Origin of the sequence: Pseudomonas reidholzensis (assembly GCF_900536025.1) — a bacterium.
GTDB lineage: Bacteria > Pseudomonadota > Gammaproteobacteria > Pseudomonadales > Pseudomonadaceae > Aquipseudomonas > Aquipseudomonas reidholzensis.
On sequence record NZ_UNOZ01000013.1, the window covers coordinates 643,056 to 658,972 of the forward strand.

30 protein-coding genes are annotated in these 15,917 nt (G+C 60.2%); 23 read left to right on the plus strand and 7 right to left on the minus strand.

Annotation, left to right across the window (positions count from 1 at the left end):
- Positions 1–19: 19 nt before the first annotated feature.
- From CCOS865_RS11130 to CCOS865_RS11155, 7 genes are all read right to left on the minus strand, one after another.
- Positions 20–241 carry a DUF551 domain-containing protein gene (locus CCOS865_RS11130; RefSeq protein WP_114942265.1) on the minus strand — a complete coding sequence of 74 codons (222 nt, stop codon included), beginning with the start codon at positions 239–241 and terminating at the stop codon, positions 20–22.
- Positions 238–513, minus strand: a complete 276-nt coding sequence (locus CCOS865_RS28030) for a hypothetical protein (RefSeq protein WP_147406498.1) — start codon at positions 511–513, stop codon at positions 238–240. The genes CCOS865_RS11130 and CCOS865_RS28030 overlap by 4 nt, the downstream gene beginning before the upstream one ends.
- A 487-nt stretch (positions 514–1,000) precedes the next feature.
- Complete coding sequence (locus CCOS865_RS11135; protein ID WP_119140663.1) at positions 1,001–1,207, minus strand: hypothetical protein; 207 nt, start codon at positions 1,205–1,207, stop codon at positions 1,001–1,003.
- 64 nt (positions 1,208–1,271) lie between these two features.
- Positions 1,272–1,523: a hypothetical protein gene (locus CCOS865_RS11140; RefSeq protein ID WP_119140665.1), complete on the minus strand. Its 252-nt coding sequence runs from the start codon at positions 1,521–1,523 to the stop codon at positions 1,272–1,274.
- Positions 1,524–1,991: 468 nt separating this feature from the next.
- Positions 1,992–2,417, minus strand: coding sequence for a hypothetical protein (locus tag CCOS865_RS11145; protein WP_119140667.1), 426 nt, complete (start codon positions 2,415–2,417; stop codon positions 1,992–1,994).
- A gap of 104 nt (positions 2,418–2,521) precedes the next feature.
- Positions 2,522–2,830 (minus strand): outer membrane protein assembly factor BamE domain-containing protein, encoded by a 309-nt coding sequence (bamE, locus tag CCOS865_RS11150; RefSeq protein ID WP_119140669.1) that lies wholly within the window; start codon positions 2,828–2,830, stop codon positions 2,522–2,524.
- Positions 2,831–2,886: 56 nt separating this feature from the next.
- Positions 2,887–3,519, minus strand: a complete 633-nt coding sequence (locus CCOS865_RS11155; protein ID WP_415842643.1) for a S24 family peptidase — start codon at positions 3,517–3,519, stop codon at positions 2,887–2,889.
- Positions 3,520–3,806: 287 nt separating this feature from the next.
- Here CCOS865_RS11155 and CCOS865_RS11160 point away from each other — a divergent pair, with 287 nt between their 5' ends.
- The 23 genes from CCOS865_RS11160 (at position 3,807) to CCOS865_RS11265 (ending at position 15,906) form a co-directional block, all read left to right on the plus strand.
- On the plus strand, positions 3,807–4,004 hold the full coding sequence (locus CCOS865_RS11160) for a Cro/CI family transcriptional regulator (protein ID WP_119140673.1): 198 nt from the start codon (positions 3,807–3,809) through the stop codon (positions 4,002–4,004).
- A gap of 29 nt (positions 4,005–4,033) precedes the next feature.
- Positions 4,034–4,243, plus strand: coding sequence for a hypothetical protein (locus CCOS865_RS11165; protein ID WP_119140675.1), 210 nt, complete (start codon positions 4,034–4,036; stop codon positions 4,241–4,243).
- Positions 4,244–4,261: 18 nt separating this feature from the next.
- Positions 4,262–4,474 carry a hypothetical protein gene (locus CCOS865_RS11170; protein WP_119140677.1) on the plus strand — a complete coding sequence of 71 codons (213 nt, stop codon included), beginning with the start codon at positions 4,262–4,264 and terminating at the stop codon, positions 4,472–4,474.
- A gap of 64 nt (positions 4,475–4,538) precedes the next feature.
- Complete coding sequence (locus CCOS865_RS11175; protein WP_027907143.1) at positions 4,539–4,745, plus strand: hypothetical protein; 207 nt, start codon at positions 4,539–4,541, stop codon at positions 4,743–4,745.
- A 20-nt stretch (positions 4,746–4,765) separates the two neighbouring features.
- On the plus strand, positions 4,766–4,978 hold the full coding sequence (locus tag CCOS865_RS11180; protein ID WP_119140679.1) for a hypothetical protein: 213 nt from the start codon (positions 4,766–4,768) through the stop codon (positions 4,976–4,978).
- A gap of 124 nt (positions 4,979–5,102) precedes the next feature.
- Positions 5,103–5,957 (plus strand): Rha family transcriptional regulator, encoded by an 855-nt coding sequence (locus CCOS865_RS11185; RefSeq protein ID WP_119140681.1) that lies wholly within the window; start codon positions 5,103–5,105, stop codon positions 5,955–5,957.
- The gene (locus CCOS865_RS11190; protein ID WP_119140683.1) at positions 5,954–6,247 is read left to right on the plus strand and encodes a hypothetical protein; all 294 of its coding nucleotides are present in this window, start codon (positions 5,954–5,956) and stop codon (positions 6,245–6,247) included. Before CCOS865_RS11185 ends, CCOS865_RS11190 begins: the two co-directional genes overlap by 4 nt.
- Complete coding sequence (locus CCOS865_RS11195; RefSeq protein WP_167469044.1) at positions 6,244–6,501, plus strand: hypothetical protein; 258 nt, start codon at positions 6,244–6,246, stop codon at positions 6,499–6,501. Before CCOS865_RS11190 ends, CCOS865_RS11195 begins: the two co-directional genes overlap by 4 nt.
- A 1-nt stretch (position 6,502) precedes the next feature.
- Positions 6,503–7,486, plus strand: a complete 984-nt coding sequence (locus CCOS865_RS11200) for a phage replication protein (RefSeq protein WP_119140685.1) — start codon at positions 6,503–6,505, stop codon at positions 7,484–7,486.
- The gene (locus CCOS865_RS11205; protein ID WP_119140687.1) at positions 7,473–8,255 is read left to right on the plus strand and encodes a hypothetical protein; all 783 of its coding nucleotides are present in this window, start codon (positions 7,473–7,475) and stop codon (positions 8,253–8,255) included. Before CCOS865_RS11200 ends, CCOS865_RS11205 begins: the two co-directional genes overlap by 14 nt.
- A 61-nt stretch (positions 8,256–8,316) precedes the next feature.
- Entirely contained in the window at positions 8,317–8,502 is a 186-nt protein-coding gene (locus CCOS865_RS11210; RefSeq protein WP_119140689.1) for a DUF1382 family protein, read from the plus strand.
- The gene (locus CCOS865_RS11215; RefSeq protein ID WP_119140690.1) at positions 8,502–9,056 is read left to right on the plus strand and encodes an ead/Ea22-like family protein; all 555 of its coding nucleotides are present in this window, start codon (positions 8,502–8,504) and stop codon (positions 9,054–9,056) included. The genes CCOS865_RS11210 and CCOS865_RS11215 overlap by 1 nt, the downstream gene beginning before the upstream one ends.
- A 37-nt stretch (positions 9,057–9,093) precedes the next feature.
- A complete protein-coding gene (locus CCOS865_RS11220; protein ID WP_415842642.1) occupies positions 9,094–9,465 on the plus strand; it encodes a recombination protein NinB in 372 nt (123 codons plus the stop codon).
- The gene (locus CCOS865_RS11225; protein WP_119140694.1) at positions 9,465–9,740 is read left to right on the plus strand and encodes a hypothetical protein; all 276 of its coding nucleotides are present in this window, start codon (positions 9,465–9,467) and stop codon (positions 9,738–9,740) included. Before CCOS865_RS11220 ends, CCOS865_RS11225 begins: the two co-directional genes overlap by 1 nt.
- The gene (locus CCOS865_RS11230; RefSeq protein WP_119140696.1) at positions 9,731–10,333 is read left to right on the plus strand and encodes a recombination protein NinG; all 603 of its coding nucleotides are present in this window, start codon (positions 9,731–9,733) and stop codon (positions 10,331–10,333) included. The genes CCOS865_RS11225 and CCOS865_RS11230 overlap by 10 nt, the downstream gene beginning before the upstream one ends.
- Positions 10,330–10,461, plus strand: coding sequence for a hypothetical protein (locus CCOS865_RS28550; RefSeq protein ID WP_269835852.1), 132 nt, complete (start codon positions 10,330–10,332; stop codon positions 10,459–10,461). The genes CCOS865_RS11230 and CCOS865_RS28550 overlap by 4 nt, the downstream gene beginning before the upstream one ends.
- Positions 10,452–11,042 carry a hypothetical protein gene (locus tag CCOS865_RS11235; RefSeq protein WP_119140698.1) on the plus strand — a complete coding sequence of 197 codons (591 nt, stop codon included), beginning with the start codon at positions 10,452–10,454 and terminating at the stop codon, positions 11,040–11,042. Before CCOS865_RS28550 ends, CCOS865_RS11235 begins: the two co-directional genes overlap by 10 nt.
- A 119-nt stretch (positions 11,043–11,161) precedes the next feature.
- Entirely contained in the window at positions 11,162–11,419 is a 258-nt protein-coding gene (locus CCOS865_RS11240) for a hypothetical protein (RefSeq protein WP_119140700.1), read from the plus strand.
- A gap of 22 nt (positions 11,420–11,441) precedes the next feature.
- Entirely contained in the window at positions 11,442–11,834 is a 393-nt protein-coding gene (locus CCOS865_RS11245) for a putative holin (RefSeq protein ID WP_119140702.1), read from the plus strand.
- Positions 11,831–12,127, plus strand: coding sequence for a phage holin family protein (locus tag CCOS865_RS11250; RefSeq protein WP_167469045.1), 297 nt, complete (start codon positions 11,831–11,833; stop codon positions 12,125–12,127). Before CCOS865_RS11245 ends, CCOS865_RS11250 begins: the two co-directional genes overlap by 4 nt.
- 86 nt (positions 12,128–12,213) lie before the next feature.
- Positions 12,214–12,852, plus strand: a complete 639-nt coding sequence (locus tag CCOS865_RS11255; protein ID WP_119140706.1) for a terminase small subunit — start codon at positions 12,214–12,216, stop codon at positions 12,850–12,852.
- Positions 12,839–14,125 (plus strand): terminase large subunit domain-containing protein, encoded by a 1,287-nt coding sequence (locus CCOS865_RS11260; protein ID WP_119140708.1) that lies wholly within the window; start codon positions 12,839–12,841, stop codon positions 14,123–14,125. Before CCOS865_RS11255 ends, CCOS865_RS11260 begins: the two co-directional genes overlap by 14 nt.
- On the plus strand, positions 14,125–15,906 hold the full coding sequence (locus tag CCOS865_RS11265; RefSeq protein WP_119140710.1) for an anti-CBASS protein Acb1 family protein: 1,782 nt from the start codon (positions 14,125–14,127) through the stop codon (positions 15,904–15,906). Before CCOS865_RS11260 ends, CCOS865_RS11265 begins: the two co-directional genes overlap by 1 nt.
- The last annotated feature ends 11 nt before the right edge of the window (positions 15,907–15,917 follow it).

Consider the following 15,917-nt stretch of genomic DNA (forward strand, 5'->3'; position numbering starts at 1 on the left):
GTCGCCTCCAGGTGGTGGGTTACTCGGTGGGTGGAGTGAGGTGCGGCTGCCAGTGAGTCACGCGGTGCTCGAAGCGCGAGCCATCCCCGTAGCGCCAGTCAATGCCGTTCCAGTAGAGGAAGCGGGCGCCGTTGAAGGCGCTCTGCGCTTTTCGTGCTGGCGTGTAGGCGATTACCCAGGCCTTGCCGCCGCCCCTGGGCAGCTCAGGCATGCGCTCAGAGCACTTGATCCAGCCGCTCATGGCTTCACCCGGGCGATGAGCATGGCGTCGGCAATCTGATAAGAGCAGTCAGCCAGATAGCGGACTGCCTTGCTGTCGTTGCTGTCGATCATCGACTGGTTGGCCGCAAGGCCCGCCAGCGCCTTGGCCGCGAAGTAGTCGCGCAAGGTCATTCCCGAGTAGGTTGAGAAGCTGTGCGGCTTGATCTCCTCACCCAGAAATCCAGTGGCGGGGTTTGTATCGCGATTATTGATGGTGACCGGGAATGCCGGCCCACCCGTTGGTTTGGTCATTGCGTTAACCTCGATAGCCAACCGCATTGGTCGGGCGCCAGGCGCAGTGACCAAACTGGGCGTGAAAAGCCAGCCTGGCACCCGCCAATGCGGTCGAAGTGAAGGGAAAGGGTGCAGGCGGTGAGCGCTACCTCACATGCATCTGGTCTGGCCGGGTAGGCCCCGGATTCGCCTGCGTGTACGTCGTTTAATGTTTACTGTGGTGCGCCTTAAATTGCATAAGGCTCACCGTGATGCGCTTTAAATCGATGAAAACTGCATCGGGGTGTGATCTGGCCGGCGCTGATCTCCGGCTTACGACTGTCCTGACCTTGATCAGAGCCTGAGCCGTGGTCGCCACGCTCCTCTCCGGCTGAAAGCTTTACCGGTATGGGTGCTGGTCAGTTATCGCGCATCAGCCTGCGCATTCAGATCACACTCCGATGCAGCCTGCGATGGGTAGCAGGGCATCGGGCAGTTAGCGACAGGCTGTCGTGGCGCTGGTTGTTCAGGCCTCAGACTCGATGCTGTAACCAGAGGCTGAACGGAGGTCGTAGCTACCATTCGTGGCGAAATAAGCTATGCGGTCGATTGCTCCGTCAGCGCCGATGATCCGCCCGAAGAATGGATACTGAAAATCTCCCTTGTCGTGCTCGATGGTTACCTTTGAGCCGTTCTTGGTTTTGTAAGTTTTCCCGACAGTCATGCTAAACACGGTGAATACCTCCAGTGGATTCCCCTTGATGCGCCCCGCTTGAGGCGCACCGGGGAATCGTCTGTCATACCCACTGTTCTTCGATCCAGTCGGCCACTTTCACCGCAGCGTCATGCTGGCCTGCATTCTCCAGCTCTTGCACATAGGTGCGGGCTTCGTGGATGAACAGAGGCCTGTCCTTGGTGACGTCCATCGAATGCTTCAGGGAGTGCAGGACCCCACCTACCAACCAATCAACTTGGCTCATGGTCGAGTAACGCTCCCGGCAGATGCGGGCCGTGCGGATGTGGCTTTCAACAACCATCTTCACGCTCATGGTCTTTCTCCAGTGGATTCCCAAAGCACCCGGTCGCCCAGGTGCTTCAGTGAATACGTGGTCTTGCTTGCTGCAGCCTCCACCGGATTCTCCGGCGTGGCCCGCTGTACCAGTGCATCAGCCCGTTCTGAGGGCTACCCGGCAGGGAGCGTTTGCAGCTCAACCCTTGGCCCGCTTGACGCTTTCAGTGAGGGAGCGCGCCGCATGGCTTCGAGCTGGCCAGCTCCAGAGCTGGCATGGGGATCGAATTTATTGCTCGCGCTGTACCGTTGCCGGGATCGATCCGCGAGGTTCCCATCAATGTGAAAGAGCGGTGAGGCTTGAGGGCCTCCGCAGTCCCTGTTCGGTGACTGCGTGAAACAAAAGTAGCACTGCTGTTATTGATGAGTCAACAGCACTGCTGTTATTTATTTCGAGCGCCACAAAAAAACCCGCTCAATGGCGGGCTCATCTTTGAGAAGGGGCGGGCTAGATGGCGTCTACGCTAGCCTTCAGTCGGTTCGCCGAAAGCTCGTAGGCGCGCTGATAGGAGTCTCGATCCTCATCTGTTAGATGATCGAGATATCCGAGCCAGGAGACGTACATTTCGGCCAGCTCTGGCTTAAGGGCTGGGAGCCGCTCAGCCTCTGCCTTGTATAGGACCTTCCCCTTGTTTTTGGCGTCATCAGCACAGGACCTAACAACGCTGAGGCGATGGTGGAATGCATCCGACCATTTTTTGCTGCCCTCCCCGTATTTTCTGGCGGCAGAATTCACTTCGAGCTGCTGCGAGATCGCATCGATAGTGCAGACGGCAGTAAGTCCCGACATTTTCTCAATGTATGTCGGGTCGGCGAAGGCTGCGTTCATCCAAAGCGTTGGAGCGAGAAGTGCGAGAAGGAGGTGTTTGCGCATTGTGGCTCGTCCTGAGAAATTGCAATCCTACCACCCCATTCAGAAGCCATCACGCAGGCATGAAAAAGCCCGCTCAATGGCGGGCTTCGGTGTTCTCCCTGGGCTCATTCGTCCGGGCTAGGCTTCGCGATGTAATTCTTCGGGATGTACGGAACCTTGGTGACCTTGCCGTCCCTGGTCTCAAACGACAAGGACTTGGCACCGCTGAAGGCGGTTGCGTGGCTGTAGATCCACATCTGACCTTCCTCCCTGGATGTGACCATGTAGGGGTTGCCCATGATTTCGTAGAGCTGATCTTCGGTCATGCCGACCTTAACCTGGCTGGCCTGGCCGAAAGTGAAGGGGGTTCCTGCGCAGCCGGCCAGAAGGGCGACAAATGCGGCGAGGACGAATCTTTGGAACGGACGAGGCATTGATTGACTCCCTGTGTTTTAGATTCCATGCGACCCAGTACGGCGTTTTTGCCGCATCAGAGGTCACCACCGCGCCAGATCACCTGGCCAATTATCCGATGCTCGTTCTCATCACTGCGCACAAAATAACGATCGGGATGCTGATCCTTGTCGTCATTGTCACTGCGAAGGATCCATTTGCCGAACGGCCCTTGGATCAGTCGCTTCACGATCGCCCCGTCCACGCCAGCTAATACGAAAACCTGGCGGTCGACCGGCTCAACGCGGGACCGATCAATCAGCAGTACGTCTCGGTCATTGATGGTCGGCCACATGCTCTGGCCCTCGGCGTAGATGACTATCAGCTGATCGGCCTTGGCGCCTTTGACCTTCAGCCAGTCGCGCTTGAAGGCCAAAGTCGAACGGATCTCGACATGAGGGTTCTCGCTGCCCAGGCCAGCTGCCGCCTTGGCGTCGTACTGAGGCACGAACGCATAACGATCGTCTTCCGACTCAGGAACATCGGCAGACACCGGTAGGGGGGAGTTCGCCGCGGGCGCCTCATGATCGGGGTGAGCAGGCGAAGATGCACGGCGGATGCCTGCCGCAAGCGTTGGGCTGACCTCGGCCGGCTCAAAGTCCAGGGCCTCCGATAGCTTCACCAGCGCCTCAAGATTGAGTGCGACCTTCCCCGTCATGTACTGGCTCACGGTGCTCTGGGGTGATTTCCACTCGCAGCGTTCACCCACTTCGGTTTGAGTGAGGACTGGCCTGGATGGATCTTCCCTGGATTCCTTGGCGCGCTTTTTGTAGATGTCGTGCAGCCGCTTCGCATCCGCGAGCTGTTCGGCAGACAGAGGGGTTCTGATCGGTTTCTTCATGCGCGTGATTTAGTAGCACCGCTGCTTCTTACGCAAACAGCACTGCTACTCTTTGTCCTTGAATATTGTAAAACAGCAGTGCTAATATCCGACCAAACCCCTATGAGGCAGACCAGATGAACACTGTTTCCCTTGAGGAATACCTGGCCGGGCATGGAACCCAGAGCGACCTCGCCAAGGCTCTGGGGATTCAGCAAAGCGCCGTCTCCCAAATGTTCCGAGCAAAACGGGACATCCGAATCACTCTGCACGACGACGGGCACATTGAGGCGAACGAGATTCGCCCGATCCCAGCTCGTAAGTCGGCCGCTTAACCCTTTTTCAATCACAAGGAAATCCCTGAATGCACCTGGACCCCGCCAACAAACGCAGCGAAGTGATCAAGTCGCGCTGGAAGCCTGAAGAGGTTCGAAAGCTGCGCATGGAAGCCCGTATGGCTGGCATGCAATTGGCCACCTACGTGCACGAACTGGCCAACCTCGGCCGTCGCCTGGGCGCTGCTGATCTGCTCCGAGAACTGAACGGCGCCGGTGAGCAGGATAAGACGGCCTGAAGCCCCTATGGAGGGCCTATGCCTGAAACCACCTTCGAATTGCTGCCAATCGAGGTGAAGGCTGAGGTTCGACAGCTGGCTGCCGACCTCGGCTGGAGCCTGGAAAGATCGACCGACGAGTACCTGGAGATGAGTCGATCACTAGCCATCCAGGAGCAATTGAGACAAATGCGACACAGGGCGCCTGTGCTGGGCCTGGTAGGACATAAAAAGGCCCTCGATGGGGCCTAAAAGAGGGCAACGAAGTCCCTGTCATCCAAACCGATTGACCACGTAGCAACCAGGGGTACACCTGATGGCCTATGACGACAAAGCACACCGCCACGACCACCAGGTCAAGGTCCGTCTGGATGACGAGGATTTCAACGAGCTGAAGGGGTACGCCCTGGAGCTCAAAGCGCAGCACAGCGTGCTGGCCCGGGAAATCATCCTGGCCGCGCTCGCATTCAAGAAAGAGCACGGCCATCTGCCGCTGATCAACGAGAAAAAGGCCAGGGCCTGAATAGGTCTAGGGGAGGACGAATGTCGCCTGCAAACGAAGCAGTCCAGCAGCACGACGTAGAGGTAGCCAGGTTCCGCCGGAATGACTTCGCGGATCTGGAGGCTTGGGCGGAGGAGGTCGGTATCAGCCCCGACGAGCTGGCCGCTCAGATCCTGAAAAAGGCCACGCACGTCCTCGGTCAGCGGGGAAAACCCAAGAGCAGCAACGTGGTGCCGTTCGCGGCGCCGAGGTAACCGCCTGATCCCTAATTAGGGACCCAGGCGCCGGTCCCTCATAAGGGACGCCAAATCGCAGAGACAAAAAAAGCCGGGTTCGCGGCCCGGCTCTCTGCAAAACACAAAACATCTGAGGTGAATTATGCATATGCAGACCACCAGTGTACAGGCCCTATCAAAGGCCGCGCCACAAAATGCGAACCACGATTTCGTGGCGCGAGCACCAATCGTGGCCATCGTCGACGGCGAGGCGGTTACCACTACCGAAACCATCGCTCATGAAACCGGCAACGAGCACGCCAGCGTGATTGCCTTGGTTCGCAAGTACCAGGCCGACTTCAGCGAGTTTGGAGGGGTGCGATTCCAAATCGAACCCTTCGAGACCGCCGGCGGTATGCAATCCCGCGAGATCGCGCTGATGAACGAGCAGCAGGCGACCTTGCTGCTGACCTACATGCGCAACACGGCCATCGTCCGTGAGTTCAAAAAGCGCTTGGTCAAAGAATTCTGGCGCCTCGCCAAGGCAGCGCCGGCCGCGCCCGCCGACCTCAGCAAGCTGGAAATCCTCCAGATGGCGCTGGAGTCGGAGAAGGCCAGCGTGCTGCTGACCGTCCAGGTCGAGGCCCAGGCCACAAAGATCGAGCACCTCGAGAACCTGTTCAAGGAAGGCATGACCGCCACCCAGTTCTGTAAGGGCCTCAATGGGGTCAACGTCATGCAGATCGGTCACTACCTGGAAGGCCGCAACTGGCTCTACAACGAGAGCAAGTCCGGCACCCGATGGCGCGTCGGCTCGTACGCCCGCGACAAGTACATGACCGAGCATCAGCACGAGGTCGCACCGCACGGCAAAGACCCGTTCATCTCCTTCACGCCTGTGCTTCTGCGCAAGGGCGCCGTACGCCTGTACGAGCTGTACCTGGCCGGCCAGTTGCCCATGAAGAAGAACTGGGACGGCCTGCACACCCACGACAAGGCCGTGCGGGGTGCGGCATGAGAAAGCCCACGCAGCGCGAACAGATGGCTTACGCAACGATCGCCAGGCTTGAGGCGGAGCGAGACCAGTTGGCGGCTGAGAACGAGCGATTCCGTCGTTATTGCGAGCAATTGGAAGTCGACAAGAAGGTCCTGACCGAGACGCACGTCCTCTACACCTGGCTGAGAAAGAAGGTAGACCAGCCGAGCAACGAGTTCGTGTCCGTGCACATGAACATCGGACACGACTGGACGCCGGTCCATGACCTCGACCGCGATCTGCGCTCCATGATCGAGCGGGAGGAGCCATGAGCATCATCCCCCAACAAACCACCGTATACCTAGCGCCTACTGCTGGCCGCCGCTTCCTGACCAAGGCTGCCGCGATCAACAAGGAAGCCCGGGCAATCATCAAGAAGCACTTCCCCGACGAAGGCCGTAACCACAGCTGCGACGAATCCTGCGGCTGGTGTCACGACCCGGGCTGGAGCCTTGAAGACGACCAACCGGAGAGGTTCAAGCGCTACTACCGGATGCTGACCGCCGTCCTCAAGAGGGGTATTTGATATGCAGTTCACCCTCACCATCAACCAGGTGAAAGCTCTGGAATGGGGGCTCAACTCCCAGCAGGCCCTGCTGTTCTCGTTCGTCTACGGCTGCCCAAGCTGGGCCAAGCCTATGCAGACGCCGGACGGGATCTACTTCGCCCTGAGCAAGGCCAAGATCACCGACGAGCTCCCGCTGCTCACCGGCAAGCCTGATACCGCCTATCGCATGCTGAAAGCCTTGGAAGAGGTCGGACTTATCGAGCTTTCCAGCACGTCCAGCATCACGCTGTTCCGTCTGACGGAGAAGGCCACCGAGTGGAACCAGAAACTGGATGGGTCGGAAAAATATCCGACCCCGCCTACTGGTACCAAAGGTCGGAAAAAAATCCGATCTACCTCGGAAAAAAATCCGAGCATGGTCGGAAAAAAATCCGAGTCAAGGTCGGAAAAAAATCCGACAAATCAGGATACCAATAATCAGGATACCAATCAGGGTACCAGTCAGTGTTCGCAGGAAGGTTCGGACGAGCCGAACCAGCCTGCCGGAAAAGTGGTTGCACTGATCCCTGTTGGGGGCGAAGAGCCGCGCTGCGAAATCCCGGCGGACATGCCAGGCCCGAAGGATCAGTCCTGCAAAACCTTCAAGGCCTGGGCCAACTACGCCATGGCCTACCGCAAGCGCTATCACACCTGGCCGGTATGGAATGCGAAGGCAGGCGGGCAGATGGGCCAGCTGATTGACCGCCTCGGGATTGAGGTTGCTCACCATGTCGCCGCGTTCTACCTGCGGATCAACGACGCCAAGCTGATCAACGGCTGCCACAACCTGGGCGACCTGCTGGCCAAGGCAGAGGCCTACCACACCCAGTGGGTGACCAATCGCCAGATGAACGCCACGACTGCCCGCCAGCAGGAGCAGACCCAGGCGAATATGAATGCGGCGCAGGAAGCGGCTGACTCGATCCGCAACGGCCAGGGAGGTAAGCGCAATGCTTTCCTCTGACCAACAAGCCGAGCTGGCCGTGGCCATCTGCGCAACTGCCGAGGCGATGGGTCAGGCAATCAGCGCTGGAGGCGCTCAGCTCATCGCTGAGGACCTTTCGGCGTATGAGCCTGGCGTCATCATCGGCGCACTGCGTGCGTGCCGTAGAGAGCCTGCTGGGCGCCTTTCGCTCGGCATGGTCCTCAAGAACATCCACGCGGCAGACACCCGCCCAGGCAAGGACGAGGCATGGTCCATCGCCCTGGCGGCCAGTGACGAGCACGAGACCGTGGTGCTCACCACTGAAATCCGCCAGGCCATGATCGCATCCGCTCCGATCCTTGAGGCTGGCGACAAGATCGGCGCCCGGATGGCGTTCATGAGCGCCTACGAGCGCTTGGTCAGTTTCGCCCGCGCCGAAGACCAGCCGGCCAAGTGGGAGGTCTCGCTGGGCTACGACGCCGGGCGCCGGGTGACGGCCATCGAGTCCGCCGTCCGCGCCCAGCTCATCACCCACGATACCGGTGCCAAGTACCTCGCCGACCTGCGCATCGCGCCGATCACCGGCGACGGTCAGGCCATTGCCGGCCTACTCACCGGTGAAGTGCGCGCCAAGGTCAGCCCCAAGGTCCGCGAAAAGCTTGCCGAGGTCCGCCAAATCATCGACGCCGCCAAGGAGCGCAAAGAGAAAGAGCGCCTCAAGGAATCGAAAGTGATCCGCGTAGATACCTACCTGCGCAAGCGTAAGGCCCGCGAGGCCATTGCCGAACTCATGAGGAAGAGCCAATGAGCCTGCTGGCCAAGTTGAACATCAAGCGCGCCGGGCAGCCGGCCGGGGAGGGGGCGAATCCATGATGCGCGCAACTCCAGTATCAATGCGCCGAGCTCTCGAAGCTGCGCGCACCTATGCCGAGCATGGAGTTCTGTTCGTGCCGGTTCCTGTGTTCAACGAAGCCGATCAGGCCGACCTGGTTCGTCAGGTGGATGAGCGTCTAGAGCGAATGGCCGCCCTGGCGGAAGCCGAGGAGAAGCACTGATGGACACCAACAAGATGCGTGACCTGAAGCAGTTGGCCGAGGCTGCAACTCCAGGTCGGTGGGTGACCGATGGCGATTACGTCAACGAGCACGGAAACGTCCTGTTCGCTTACGTGGCGCACGAGAAGGGCGGCCGGATCGCCGAGGCTTTCGCCAACTGTCTCGTGAACACCGATGAGCAGTGCCGCGCCAATGCTGCGTACATCGCTGCTGCGAATCCGGAAGCGATCCTGGCCCTGCTCGCGGAGATCGAGCAGTTGGAGGCAAAAGCTCGACTGGCCGGCGTCGCAGCGGAGATCACAGTGCATCAAGAGGTCGGCAGGGCCGTAACTCGAGAGTTCGCTTTGACGGCCGAGCGCGACCAGCTCAAGGCCGAGAATGAGGTGTTGCGCGGCGCCATGCATCGAGTTATGGAGCAGGTTGACGGCAACATCCGCGAGACCGTTCGTGATTGCGTCAACGGCCACAACGACGTGCAGGACATCTACGGCTACTGCGATGCCATTGAATTGATCGTAAGCGCGGCCATGACCAAGGAGGCAGTCCATGACTGACTTCGTGATGCACAGCATGGCCGACGTCAACCGGCTTATGGGCCACCTTCAGGCCCAGGACTTCGGCAAGCCCAAGGTCATCGTGATCAAAGACCAGGACCGCAGCGGCGAGCAGAACAAGAAGCTCCACGCCTGCCTGAGCGATATCGCCAAGCAGGTAGAGCACGCCGGCAAGAAGTGGGACGTGCTGATCTGGAAGCGCCTTCTGACCGCCGCCTGGCTGCGTGAGAGTGGCGAACAGCCTCAACTGATACCAGCGGTAGACGGTAACGGCTTCGACGTCGTGTACGAGCGCACAAGCAAGCTCAGCGTGAAGCAGTGCGCGAGCCTGCTGGAGTGGATTCAGGCGTTTGGCGCCGAGCACCAGGTTCGCTGGAGTCAGAAGGATCTGTGGGAGGGGCGGTACTGATGAGCAAGTTCAACGTAGGTGACCTGGCGCTGACCATTTACCCGGTCCCCGGCGTGCCTGCTGGCACGGTGGTTGATCTCCTCCACAAGCTTTCCCCAGGCGAAGCGTTCAAGGGGCCTGATGGCTTGAGTTACACGGCCCTGGCCCTTGGCTGGATCTGTGCCCGACCTGGTGATGTCCGCAGCGTGGCGTACGCCGAGACGAGCCTGATGCCCCTGCGCGGCGACTTCGAGCCAGAGCAGCAGAAAGCCAAGGAGGCCGAACCATGCGCGTAGCTCTCAAGGAAGTGAAGCAGAAGACCTGCAAGGCCTGCGGCGGCAAGTTCCGGCCATCGCTGTCGACGCAGAAAGCGTGCGGGGTGAAGTGCGCCCTGGAGCTGGCGAAGAAGCCGGAGAACCAGCAGGTAGCGCGGAAGGCCATTGCCCAGCGCGATCGCCGCGAGATCCAGGTGCGCAAGGAGAAGCTCAAGAGCCGATCCGAGCACATGCGCGAGGCTCAGGCGCTGTTCAACGAACTCATTCGGCTGCGTGACGCCAGCCAGCCGTGTATCAGCTGCGACTCGCTGCCCAGTGACCACGACCTGATTACCGGTAGCCGCTGGGATGCCGGCCACTATCGGTCGGTCGGCGCCTGCCCCGAACTGCGCTTCGAGCCGCTCAACGTTCACCGCCAGTGCGTGAAGTGCAACCGGAACCTGTCCGGAAACGCTGTCGAGTACCGCATCCGGCTGGTAAGGCGAATCGGCGCCGACAAGGTGGATTGGCTGGAGGGTCCTCATCAGGCCCGCAAGTACACCATCGAGGACCTCAAGGCGCTCAAGACCGAGTGCAGAGCGAAGATCAAACAGCTGAAGGAGCAAGCAGCATGACCTGGACATCCACTGATACCGGCCAGGTCCTGCTCCTGGCAATGGCGATCCTCGGTTCACTGTGCATCGTGTGGGGTATGCGCACGGCGGCGAAGCGCAAGCGCGAGGAGGGCGGCCCATGCAATTGAACAGCGCTCGCCAGGCCTGGCACGACTGCTACCACGTAGCCTGGGACAGCCAAGGATCATTCATCGAACAGCTCGGCCTGCTGGGCGCCATGGTGCAGACCACCGAGAAACAGCGCCACGCTGGCCACGCCGCCCACCAGGTCATTGCCGGCCAGGTGCAGTCGGCAATCGGCCAGCTGACTGCTCACGTGAAGGCCTTCGGCAACTTCATGTACTCGCCGCGGCTCGACGTGGATACCAAGGAGACTGCCGAGGAATCGGTTTTCATCATGGTGATGCAACGGTCGCCCCGCATGACCGCCGCCAAGCGCGAAAAGCTCGAGTACGTGGTCAAGGGCGTCATGGCTCGGTACCGGTACATGCACCAGGGCGGGCAGTCGGCCAACGACGACCCCCTGGCCTCTCCTGAGGGGTTTCGGGCGTGGCTGGATGCCCACTATGGGGTCAGGCTCGAGTCGTCGAATTGGGATCGTGACTGGGGCGGCTTCGTGAGCTTGGGGTTCGAGTGCTGCGAGGATCTGGACAAAGAGGCGCTTAGCCCGGTGGCAGCAGCAATCTACGAAATGCGAAGGGCCGCTTGAGGCCCTATTGCGTTCCCGTGCGGCTGGTGGCATGATTTCGCCATCCTGATAATTTTGCCTTTGGCAAACACCCAAATGAACCCGGCCATTGAGCCGGGTTTTTTGCTATTGGAGAAGCGATGTCGAGATCCACCTGCTGGAGTCTCCTCGCCTTCGCGATGGCGCTCCTCAGCTACACCATGCACCGGGACATCAGCGCAAACATCTTCCTTGGCGTCCTGTTCATCATCCAGGGCCTGAAGCACCGAGACGGTGAGCCAGAAGCCGACTGGGATCGCATATCCCTGCTGTGCACCATCCTGAGTGCCGGCATCATCACCTTCGCCCTATACAGTTCAGCCACTGGCATGCATTGGGTAAGCCCCCGGCCTTGGTAGGCCCGAATCGAAAGGACCTCACATGGCTGAAGCATTCACCACGGCAGTCACGACTGCAGCTGCCCCGCTGGCTGTAGGCGGCACCGGCATCACGATTGCTGCGATGCTTCCGGGCGTTGACCTGTCTGCGGTGATCGGCGCATTCGGCGGCGCATTTTTCTTCGTGCTCTTCGCCAAGGACATCAACAACTGGCAGCGCGTCGGCTACCTGATCGTCGGGTGGATCGGCGGCTACTTCGGGGCTGCTGAGTTCCTGGCCCAAGCCTGGACGAAGACGTCGGGAATTGCCTCCTTCATCGCTGGTCTGTTGTGCATCGTGATCTCCATGTCTCTGGTGGAGTCCATTCAAACAGGCAAGGCTCCGCGATGGGCTCAGTTCGTCTGGGGCCTGTTGCCCAAGAGGGGGCAGCAATGAACGAAGTCCACATTTACGCTCTGCTGCAGGCAACGTTCAGCGGGGCGATCTGCTTTCTGATTGCGTTCCGGTACCGCCGGGGCAATTCGGTCTACCACTTTTTCCCGAGCTTGCTGGCTTTTGGTCTGGCGTCTCTGTTCGGGCAGCAGTGGCTCAGCATCATCGGTCGAGTGTTGTTCTACGGCGAGTGGCCGATCGTGTCGCCGTTCAATACCGGCATCTTCGCGATCATCTTCCTGCTGATCCTGCGCGCCCGCGGCAACGTCGCCAAGGCGTTCAACTTCCAGGGCTGATCCGCGCCACAAAATCGAGGTGAGCCGCTTCGTGGCGCGCCGATTAACAATCCTCATAGCGAGGCACCAAGTCTCAAGGATTCTCTATGGCGCTGACAGCAAAGCAGCAGCGCTTCGTCGACGAGTACCTGATAGACCTGAATGCCACGCAAGCCGCTATCCGCGCTGGATACAGCCCTAAGACGGCAGACCAGCAAGCGTCCCGCCTGTTAACAAATGTCAAGGTTCGCCAATACCTGACCAAGAGGCAGGGGGAGAGGTCGGAGAGAACGGCCATCACCCAGGACATGGTTCTGCGTGAACTGGCCAAGATCGGTTTCAGCGACATCCGGAAGGTGGTGCGCTGGGGTGAGACACAGGTTCGGGTATTCGAAGGCGATGATGGCGAGGGAGAGATGCTTGTGCCGTATCACGGCCTGGCTCTGGTCGACTCGACACACATAGACGATGACACCGCCGGCGCGATCGCTGAGGTCTCGCAGGGCAAGGAAGGACTGAAGGTCAAGCTGCACGACAAGAAGGGTGCCCTGGTCGACATCGGCCGGCACCTGGGCATGTTCGTGCCAGCTGGTCACGCTGACCTCGATGCTGAGCTGAAGAGACTGGAGATTGAGAAGAAGCGGGCAGAGATCAAGCGGCTACAGGAAGACGGTGACGAAGGACAGGCGCCCCAGCGCGTCGAGGTGATTGTGCGAGACGCGAGGAAGCCAGATGCCAACCCTTAACGTCCCGCAGTCCAAGTTCATCAACATGCCGCACAAGTTCCGCGGTTTCGTCGCTGGGTTCGGCTCAGGCAAGACCTGGGTAGGCTGCGCCGGCATCTGCAAGCATGTTTGGGAATGGCCCAGGATCAACTCCGGCTACTTCGCACCGACGTACCCACAGATCCGCGACATCTTCTTCCCGACCATCGAGGAGGTCGCATTCGACTGGGGCCTCAAGGTCAAGACGAAGGAGAGCGACAAGGAGGTCGAGTTCTACAGCGGCGGCCAGTACCGCAGCACGACCATCTGCCGCTCGATGGAGAAGCCCCAGACCATCGTCGGCTTCAAGATCGGGCACGCCCTGGTCGATGAGCTCGACGTTCTGCCCAAGCTGAAAGCTGAAACGGCCTGGCGCAAGATCATCGCCCGGATGCGCTACAACGTGGCCGGGCTCAAGAACGGCGTGGACGTGACCACCACCCCCGAGGGGTTCAAGTTCGTCTACCAGCAGTTCGTGAAGCAGCTGCGCGAGAAGCCGGCACTCAACGGCATGTACGGCCTGGTGCAGGCGAGCACGTTCGACAACGAGCTGAACCTGCCGCCGGACTACATCCCTTCGCTGATGGACTCGTACCCCGAGCAGTTGATCATGGCCTACCTGAACGGCCAGTTCGTCAACCTGACGTCGGGGACGATCTACACCGCCTACGATCGCAAGCTCAACGGCAGCCAGGAGACCATCCAGCCTGGCGAGCCCCTGTTCATCGGCATGGACTTCAACGTCGGCAAGATGTCGGCAGTGGTGCACGTGAAGCGCCTGGGCCTGCCGCACGCGGTGGACGAGATCATCAACGGCTACGACACGCCGGACATGATCAAGCAGATCAAGGAGCGCTACTGGCTCTATGACGGCAGCGATTACCGCAACACCCGACAGATCCGGGTCTATCCGGATGCCTCGGGCGACTCTCGCAAGTCCGTCCGGGCCAGCGAGACCGACATCTCACTGCTAAAGCAGGCCGGCTTCATGGTCTCGGCGCCCGGTGCTAACCCGCCGGTGAAAGACCGCATCAACTCCATGAACGCCATGTTCTGCAACGCCGCCGGCCAGCGCCGGTACCGGATCAACGCCGACAAGTGCCCGACCTACGCCGATGACCTCGAGCAGCAGATCTGGGGCGACAACGGCGAGCCGGACAAGAAGCAGGGCAACGACCACCGGCCAGACGCCGGCGGCTACTTCATCCACAAAGAGTACCCAATCAACAAGTACTCCCTCGCAGGTGTTTCCTAATGGGCGTAGTCCGATACCTCAGCGACAAGCTGGTGAACCTGGTCGCGAACCTGGGCACCGAGCGCGACAAGGCATCGGGCTCGGTATATGCGCCGGTGATTCTCACTGACGAGCAGCTGGTCAATGCGTACCGCGGGGCCTGGCTGCCTCGCAAGATCGTGGACATCCCGGCATTGGACGGCACCCGTCGCTGGCGGGCCTGGCAGGCTGACAAGGGGCAGATCGAGAAGATCGAGGCCGAGGAAGCCCGCCTGGACCTTCGCGCCAAGGTGAAGCAGGCCTTGACCAGGGCAAGGCTGTTCGGTGGGTCTGCCATCTTCATCGGCACTGGCGAGACCAACACATCTCTTCCGCTCAACCCCGATCGAATCCAGGCAGGCGGACTCAAGTACCTGGCGATGATGAACCGCAGGCAGCTTTCGCCGACCGAGATCGAGCAAGACCCGCAGTCGGAGCGCTTCGGCAAGCCAAAGGCCTACCGGCTCGCTGATAGCCAGCTGGAGATTCACCCGTCTCGCCTAGTGATCTTCTCCGGCGCCGAGCATCCAGACCCAGACTTGGCCCCGGCCAACATCTTCGGTTGGGGCGATTCGGTGCTTCAGGCGCTGTTCGAGGCAATCAAGCAGTCGGACGGCACCATGGCCAACGTGGCCAGCCTGGTGTTCGAGGCCAAGGTCGACGTTATCCGCATACCGGACTTCATGTCGAGCCTGCAGGATGACGGGTACCGGAAGCAGGTGCTGGAGCGCATCACTCTGGCAGCCACTGCCAAGGGCATCAACGGCACGCTGCTGCTCGACAAGGAAGAGGACTACGAGACGAAGACGGCGAGCTTCGGCACGCTGCCAGACATCATCGACCGCTTCCTGCAGGCTGTATCCGGCGCTGCCGACATACCCGCTACCCGCTTACTGGGTCAGTCACCATCCGGCCTTAACTCCACTGGTGAAGCTGACCTGCGCAACTACTACGACCGCATTCAGGCGTTGCAGGAGCTGGATATCACGCCTGCACTGAAGCTGCTCGATGACTGCCTGATTCGCTCCGCGCTTGGCTCCAGGCCTGCCCAGATCCACTACGTGTGGAACCCTCTGTGGCAGCCGACGGCGAAGGAGCGCTCGGAGATCAGCAAGCAGACAGCCGAGACGATCAAGATCCTTGGCGAAACGAAGCTGTGGCACGAAGACGCGCTGAGCAAGGCGGCCACCACGCTGCTGGTCGAGCAGAGCGTACTGCCGGGCTTGGAGGCTGCGGTCGCTGAGTTCGGGTCTGAACTTCCGGACGAAGAGGAGTGGGGCGTCGAGCCAGCCCGTGGCAACGCATCAATCAGCGACGCTGCTCCTCGACCGCTCTATGTTCAGCGCAAGGTCACCAACGGTGCCGAGATCCTGGCATGGGCAAAAGCCCAAGGGTTCGAGGCAACCGTGCCGACCGACGACCTGCACGTCACCATCGCCTACAGCAAGCAGGCTCTGGATTGGATGAAGGTAAGCGGTGACTGGGGAAGTCGTCAGGACGGTGGATTGACCGTCGCCCCGGGCGGCGCACGATTGGTCGAGCGCCTGGGCAGTGAGGGCGCTGTCGTACTGCTATTCAACTCTTCCGATCTGGCCTGGCGACACATGCAGATCCGCGAGGCTGGGGCTTCCTGGGATTATGAGGAGTACCAGCCTCACGTGACCATCACCTACGCTGCTGGCGATCTCGACCTGAGCAAGGTTGAGCCGTACCGCGGGAAGATCGAATTCGGGCCGGAAATATTCGAAGACCTGAATTCTTGAGGGTGGATCCA

Coding starts and splice junctions, on each gene's coding strand:
- CCOS865_RS11130 (WP_114942265.1), bottom strand. CDS start 241: ATGAGCGGCTGGATCAAGTGCTCTGAGCGCATGCCTGAGCTGCCCAGG.
- CCOS865_RS28030 (WP_147406498.1), bottom strand. CDS start 513: ATGACCAAACCAACGGGTGGGCCGGCATTCCCGGTCACCATCAATAAT.
- CCOS865_RS11140 (WP_119140665.1), bottom strand. CDS start 1,523: ATGAGCGTGAAGATGGTTGTTGAAAGCCACATCCGCACGGCCCGCATC.
- CCOS865_RS11145 (WP_119140667.1), bottom strand. CDS start 2,417: ATGCGCAAACACCTCCTTCTCGCACTTCTCGCTCCAACGCTTTGGATG.
- bamE (WP_119140669.1), bottom strand. CDS start 2,830: ATGCCTCGTCCGTTCCAAAGATTCGTCCTCGCCGCATTTGTCGCCCTT.
- CCOS865_RS11160 (WP_119140673.1), top strand. CDS start 3,807: ATGAACACTGTTTCCCTTGAGGAATACCTGGCCGGGCATGGAACCCAG.
- CCOS865_RS11165 (WP_119140675.1), top strand. CDS start 4,034: ATGCACCTGGACCCCGCCAACAAACGCAGCGAAGTGATCAAGTCGCGC.
- CCOS865_RS11170 (WP_119140677.1), top strand. CDS start 4,262: ATGCCTGAAACCACCTTCGAATTGCTGCCAATCGAGGTGAAGGCTGAG.
- CCOS865_RS11175 (WP_027907143.1), top strand. CDS start 4,539: ATGGCCTATGACGACAAAGCACACCGCCACGACCACCAGGTCAAGGTC.
- CCOS865_RS11180 (WP_119140679.1), top strand. CDS start 4,766: ATGTCGCCTGCAAACGAAGCAGTCCAGCAGCACGACGTAGAGGTAGCC.
- CCOS865_RS11185 (WP_119140681.1), top strand. CDS start 5,103: ATGCATATGCAGACCACCAGTGTACAGGCCCTATCAAAGGCCGCGCCA.
- CCOS865_RS11190 (WP_119140683.1), top strand. CDS start 5,954: ATGAGAAAGCCCACGCAGCGCGAACAGATGGCTTACGCAACGATCGCC.
- CCOS865_RS11195 (WP_167469044.1), top strand. CDS start 6,244: ATGAGCATCATCCCCCAACAAACCACCGTATACCTAGCGCCTACTGCT.
- CCOS865_RS11200 (WP_119140685.1), top strand. CDS start 6,503: ATGCAGTTCACCCTCACCATCAACCAGGTGAAAGCTCTGGAATGGGGG.
- CCOS865_RS11205 (WP_119140687.1), top strand. CDS start 7,473: ATGCTTTCCTCTGACCAACAAGCCGAGCTGGCCGTGGCCATCTGCGCA.
- CCOS865_RS11210 (WP_119140689.1), top strand. CDS start 8,317: ATGATGCGCGCAACTCCAGTATCAATGCGCCGAGCTCTCGAAGCTGCG.
- CCOS865_RS11215 (WP_119140690.1), top strand. CDS start 8,502: ATGGACACCAACAAGATGCGTGACCTGAAGCAGTTGGCCGAGGCTGCA.
- CCOS865_RS11220 (WP_415842642.1), top strand. CDS start 9,094: ATGGGCCACCTTCAGGCCCAGGACTTCGGCAAGCCCAAGGTCATCGTG.
- CCOS865_RS11225 (WP_119140694.1), top strand. CDS start 9,465: ATGAGCAAGTTCAACGTAGGTGACCTGGCGCTGACCATTTACCCGGTC.
- CCOS865_RS11230 (WP_119140696.1), top strand. CDS start 9,731: ATGCGCGTAGCTCTCAAGGAAGTGAAGCAGAAGACCTGCAAGGCCTGC.
- CCOS865_RS28550 (WP_269835852.1), top strand. CDS start 10,330: ATGACCTGGACATCCACTGATACCGGCCAGGTCCTGCTCCTGGCAATG.
- CCOS865_RS11235 (WP_119140698.1), top strand. CDS start 10,452: ATGCAATTGAACAGCGCTCGCCAGGCCTGGCACGACTGCTACCACGTA.
- CCOS865_RS11240 (WP_119140700.1), top strand. CDS start 11,162: ATGTCGAGATCCACCTGCTGGAGTCTCCTCGCCTTCGCGATGGCGCTC.
- CCOS865_RS11245 (WP_119140702.1), top strand. CDS start 11,442: ATGGCTGAAGCATTCACCACGGCAGTCACGACTGCAGCTGCCCCGCTG.
- CCOS865_RS11250 (WP_167469045.1), top strand. CDS start 11,831: ATGAACGAAGTCCACATTTACGCTCTGCTGCAGGCAACGTTCAGCGGG.
- CCOS865_RS11255 (WP_119140706.1), top strand. CDS start 12,214: ATGGCGCTGACAGCAAAGCAGCAGCGCTTCGTCGACGAGTACCTGATA.
- CCOS865_RS11260 (WP_119140708.1), top strand. CDS start 12,839: ATGCCAACCCTTAACGTCCCGCAGTCCAAGTTCATCAACATGCCGCAC.
- CCOS865_RS11265 (WP_119140710.1), top strand. CDS start 14,125: ATGGGCGTAGTCCGATACCTCAGCGACAAGCTGGTGAACCTGGTCGCG.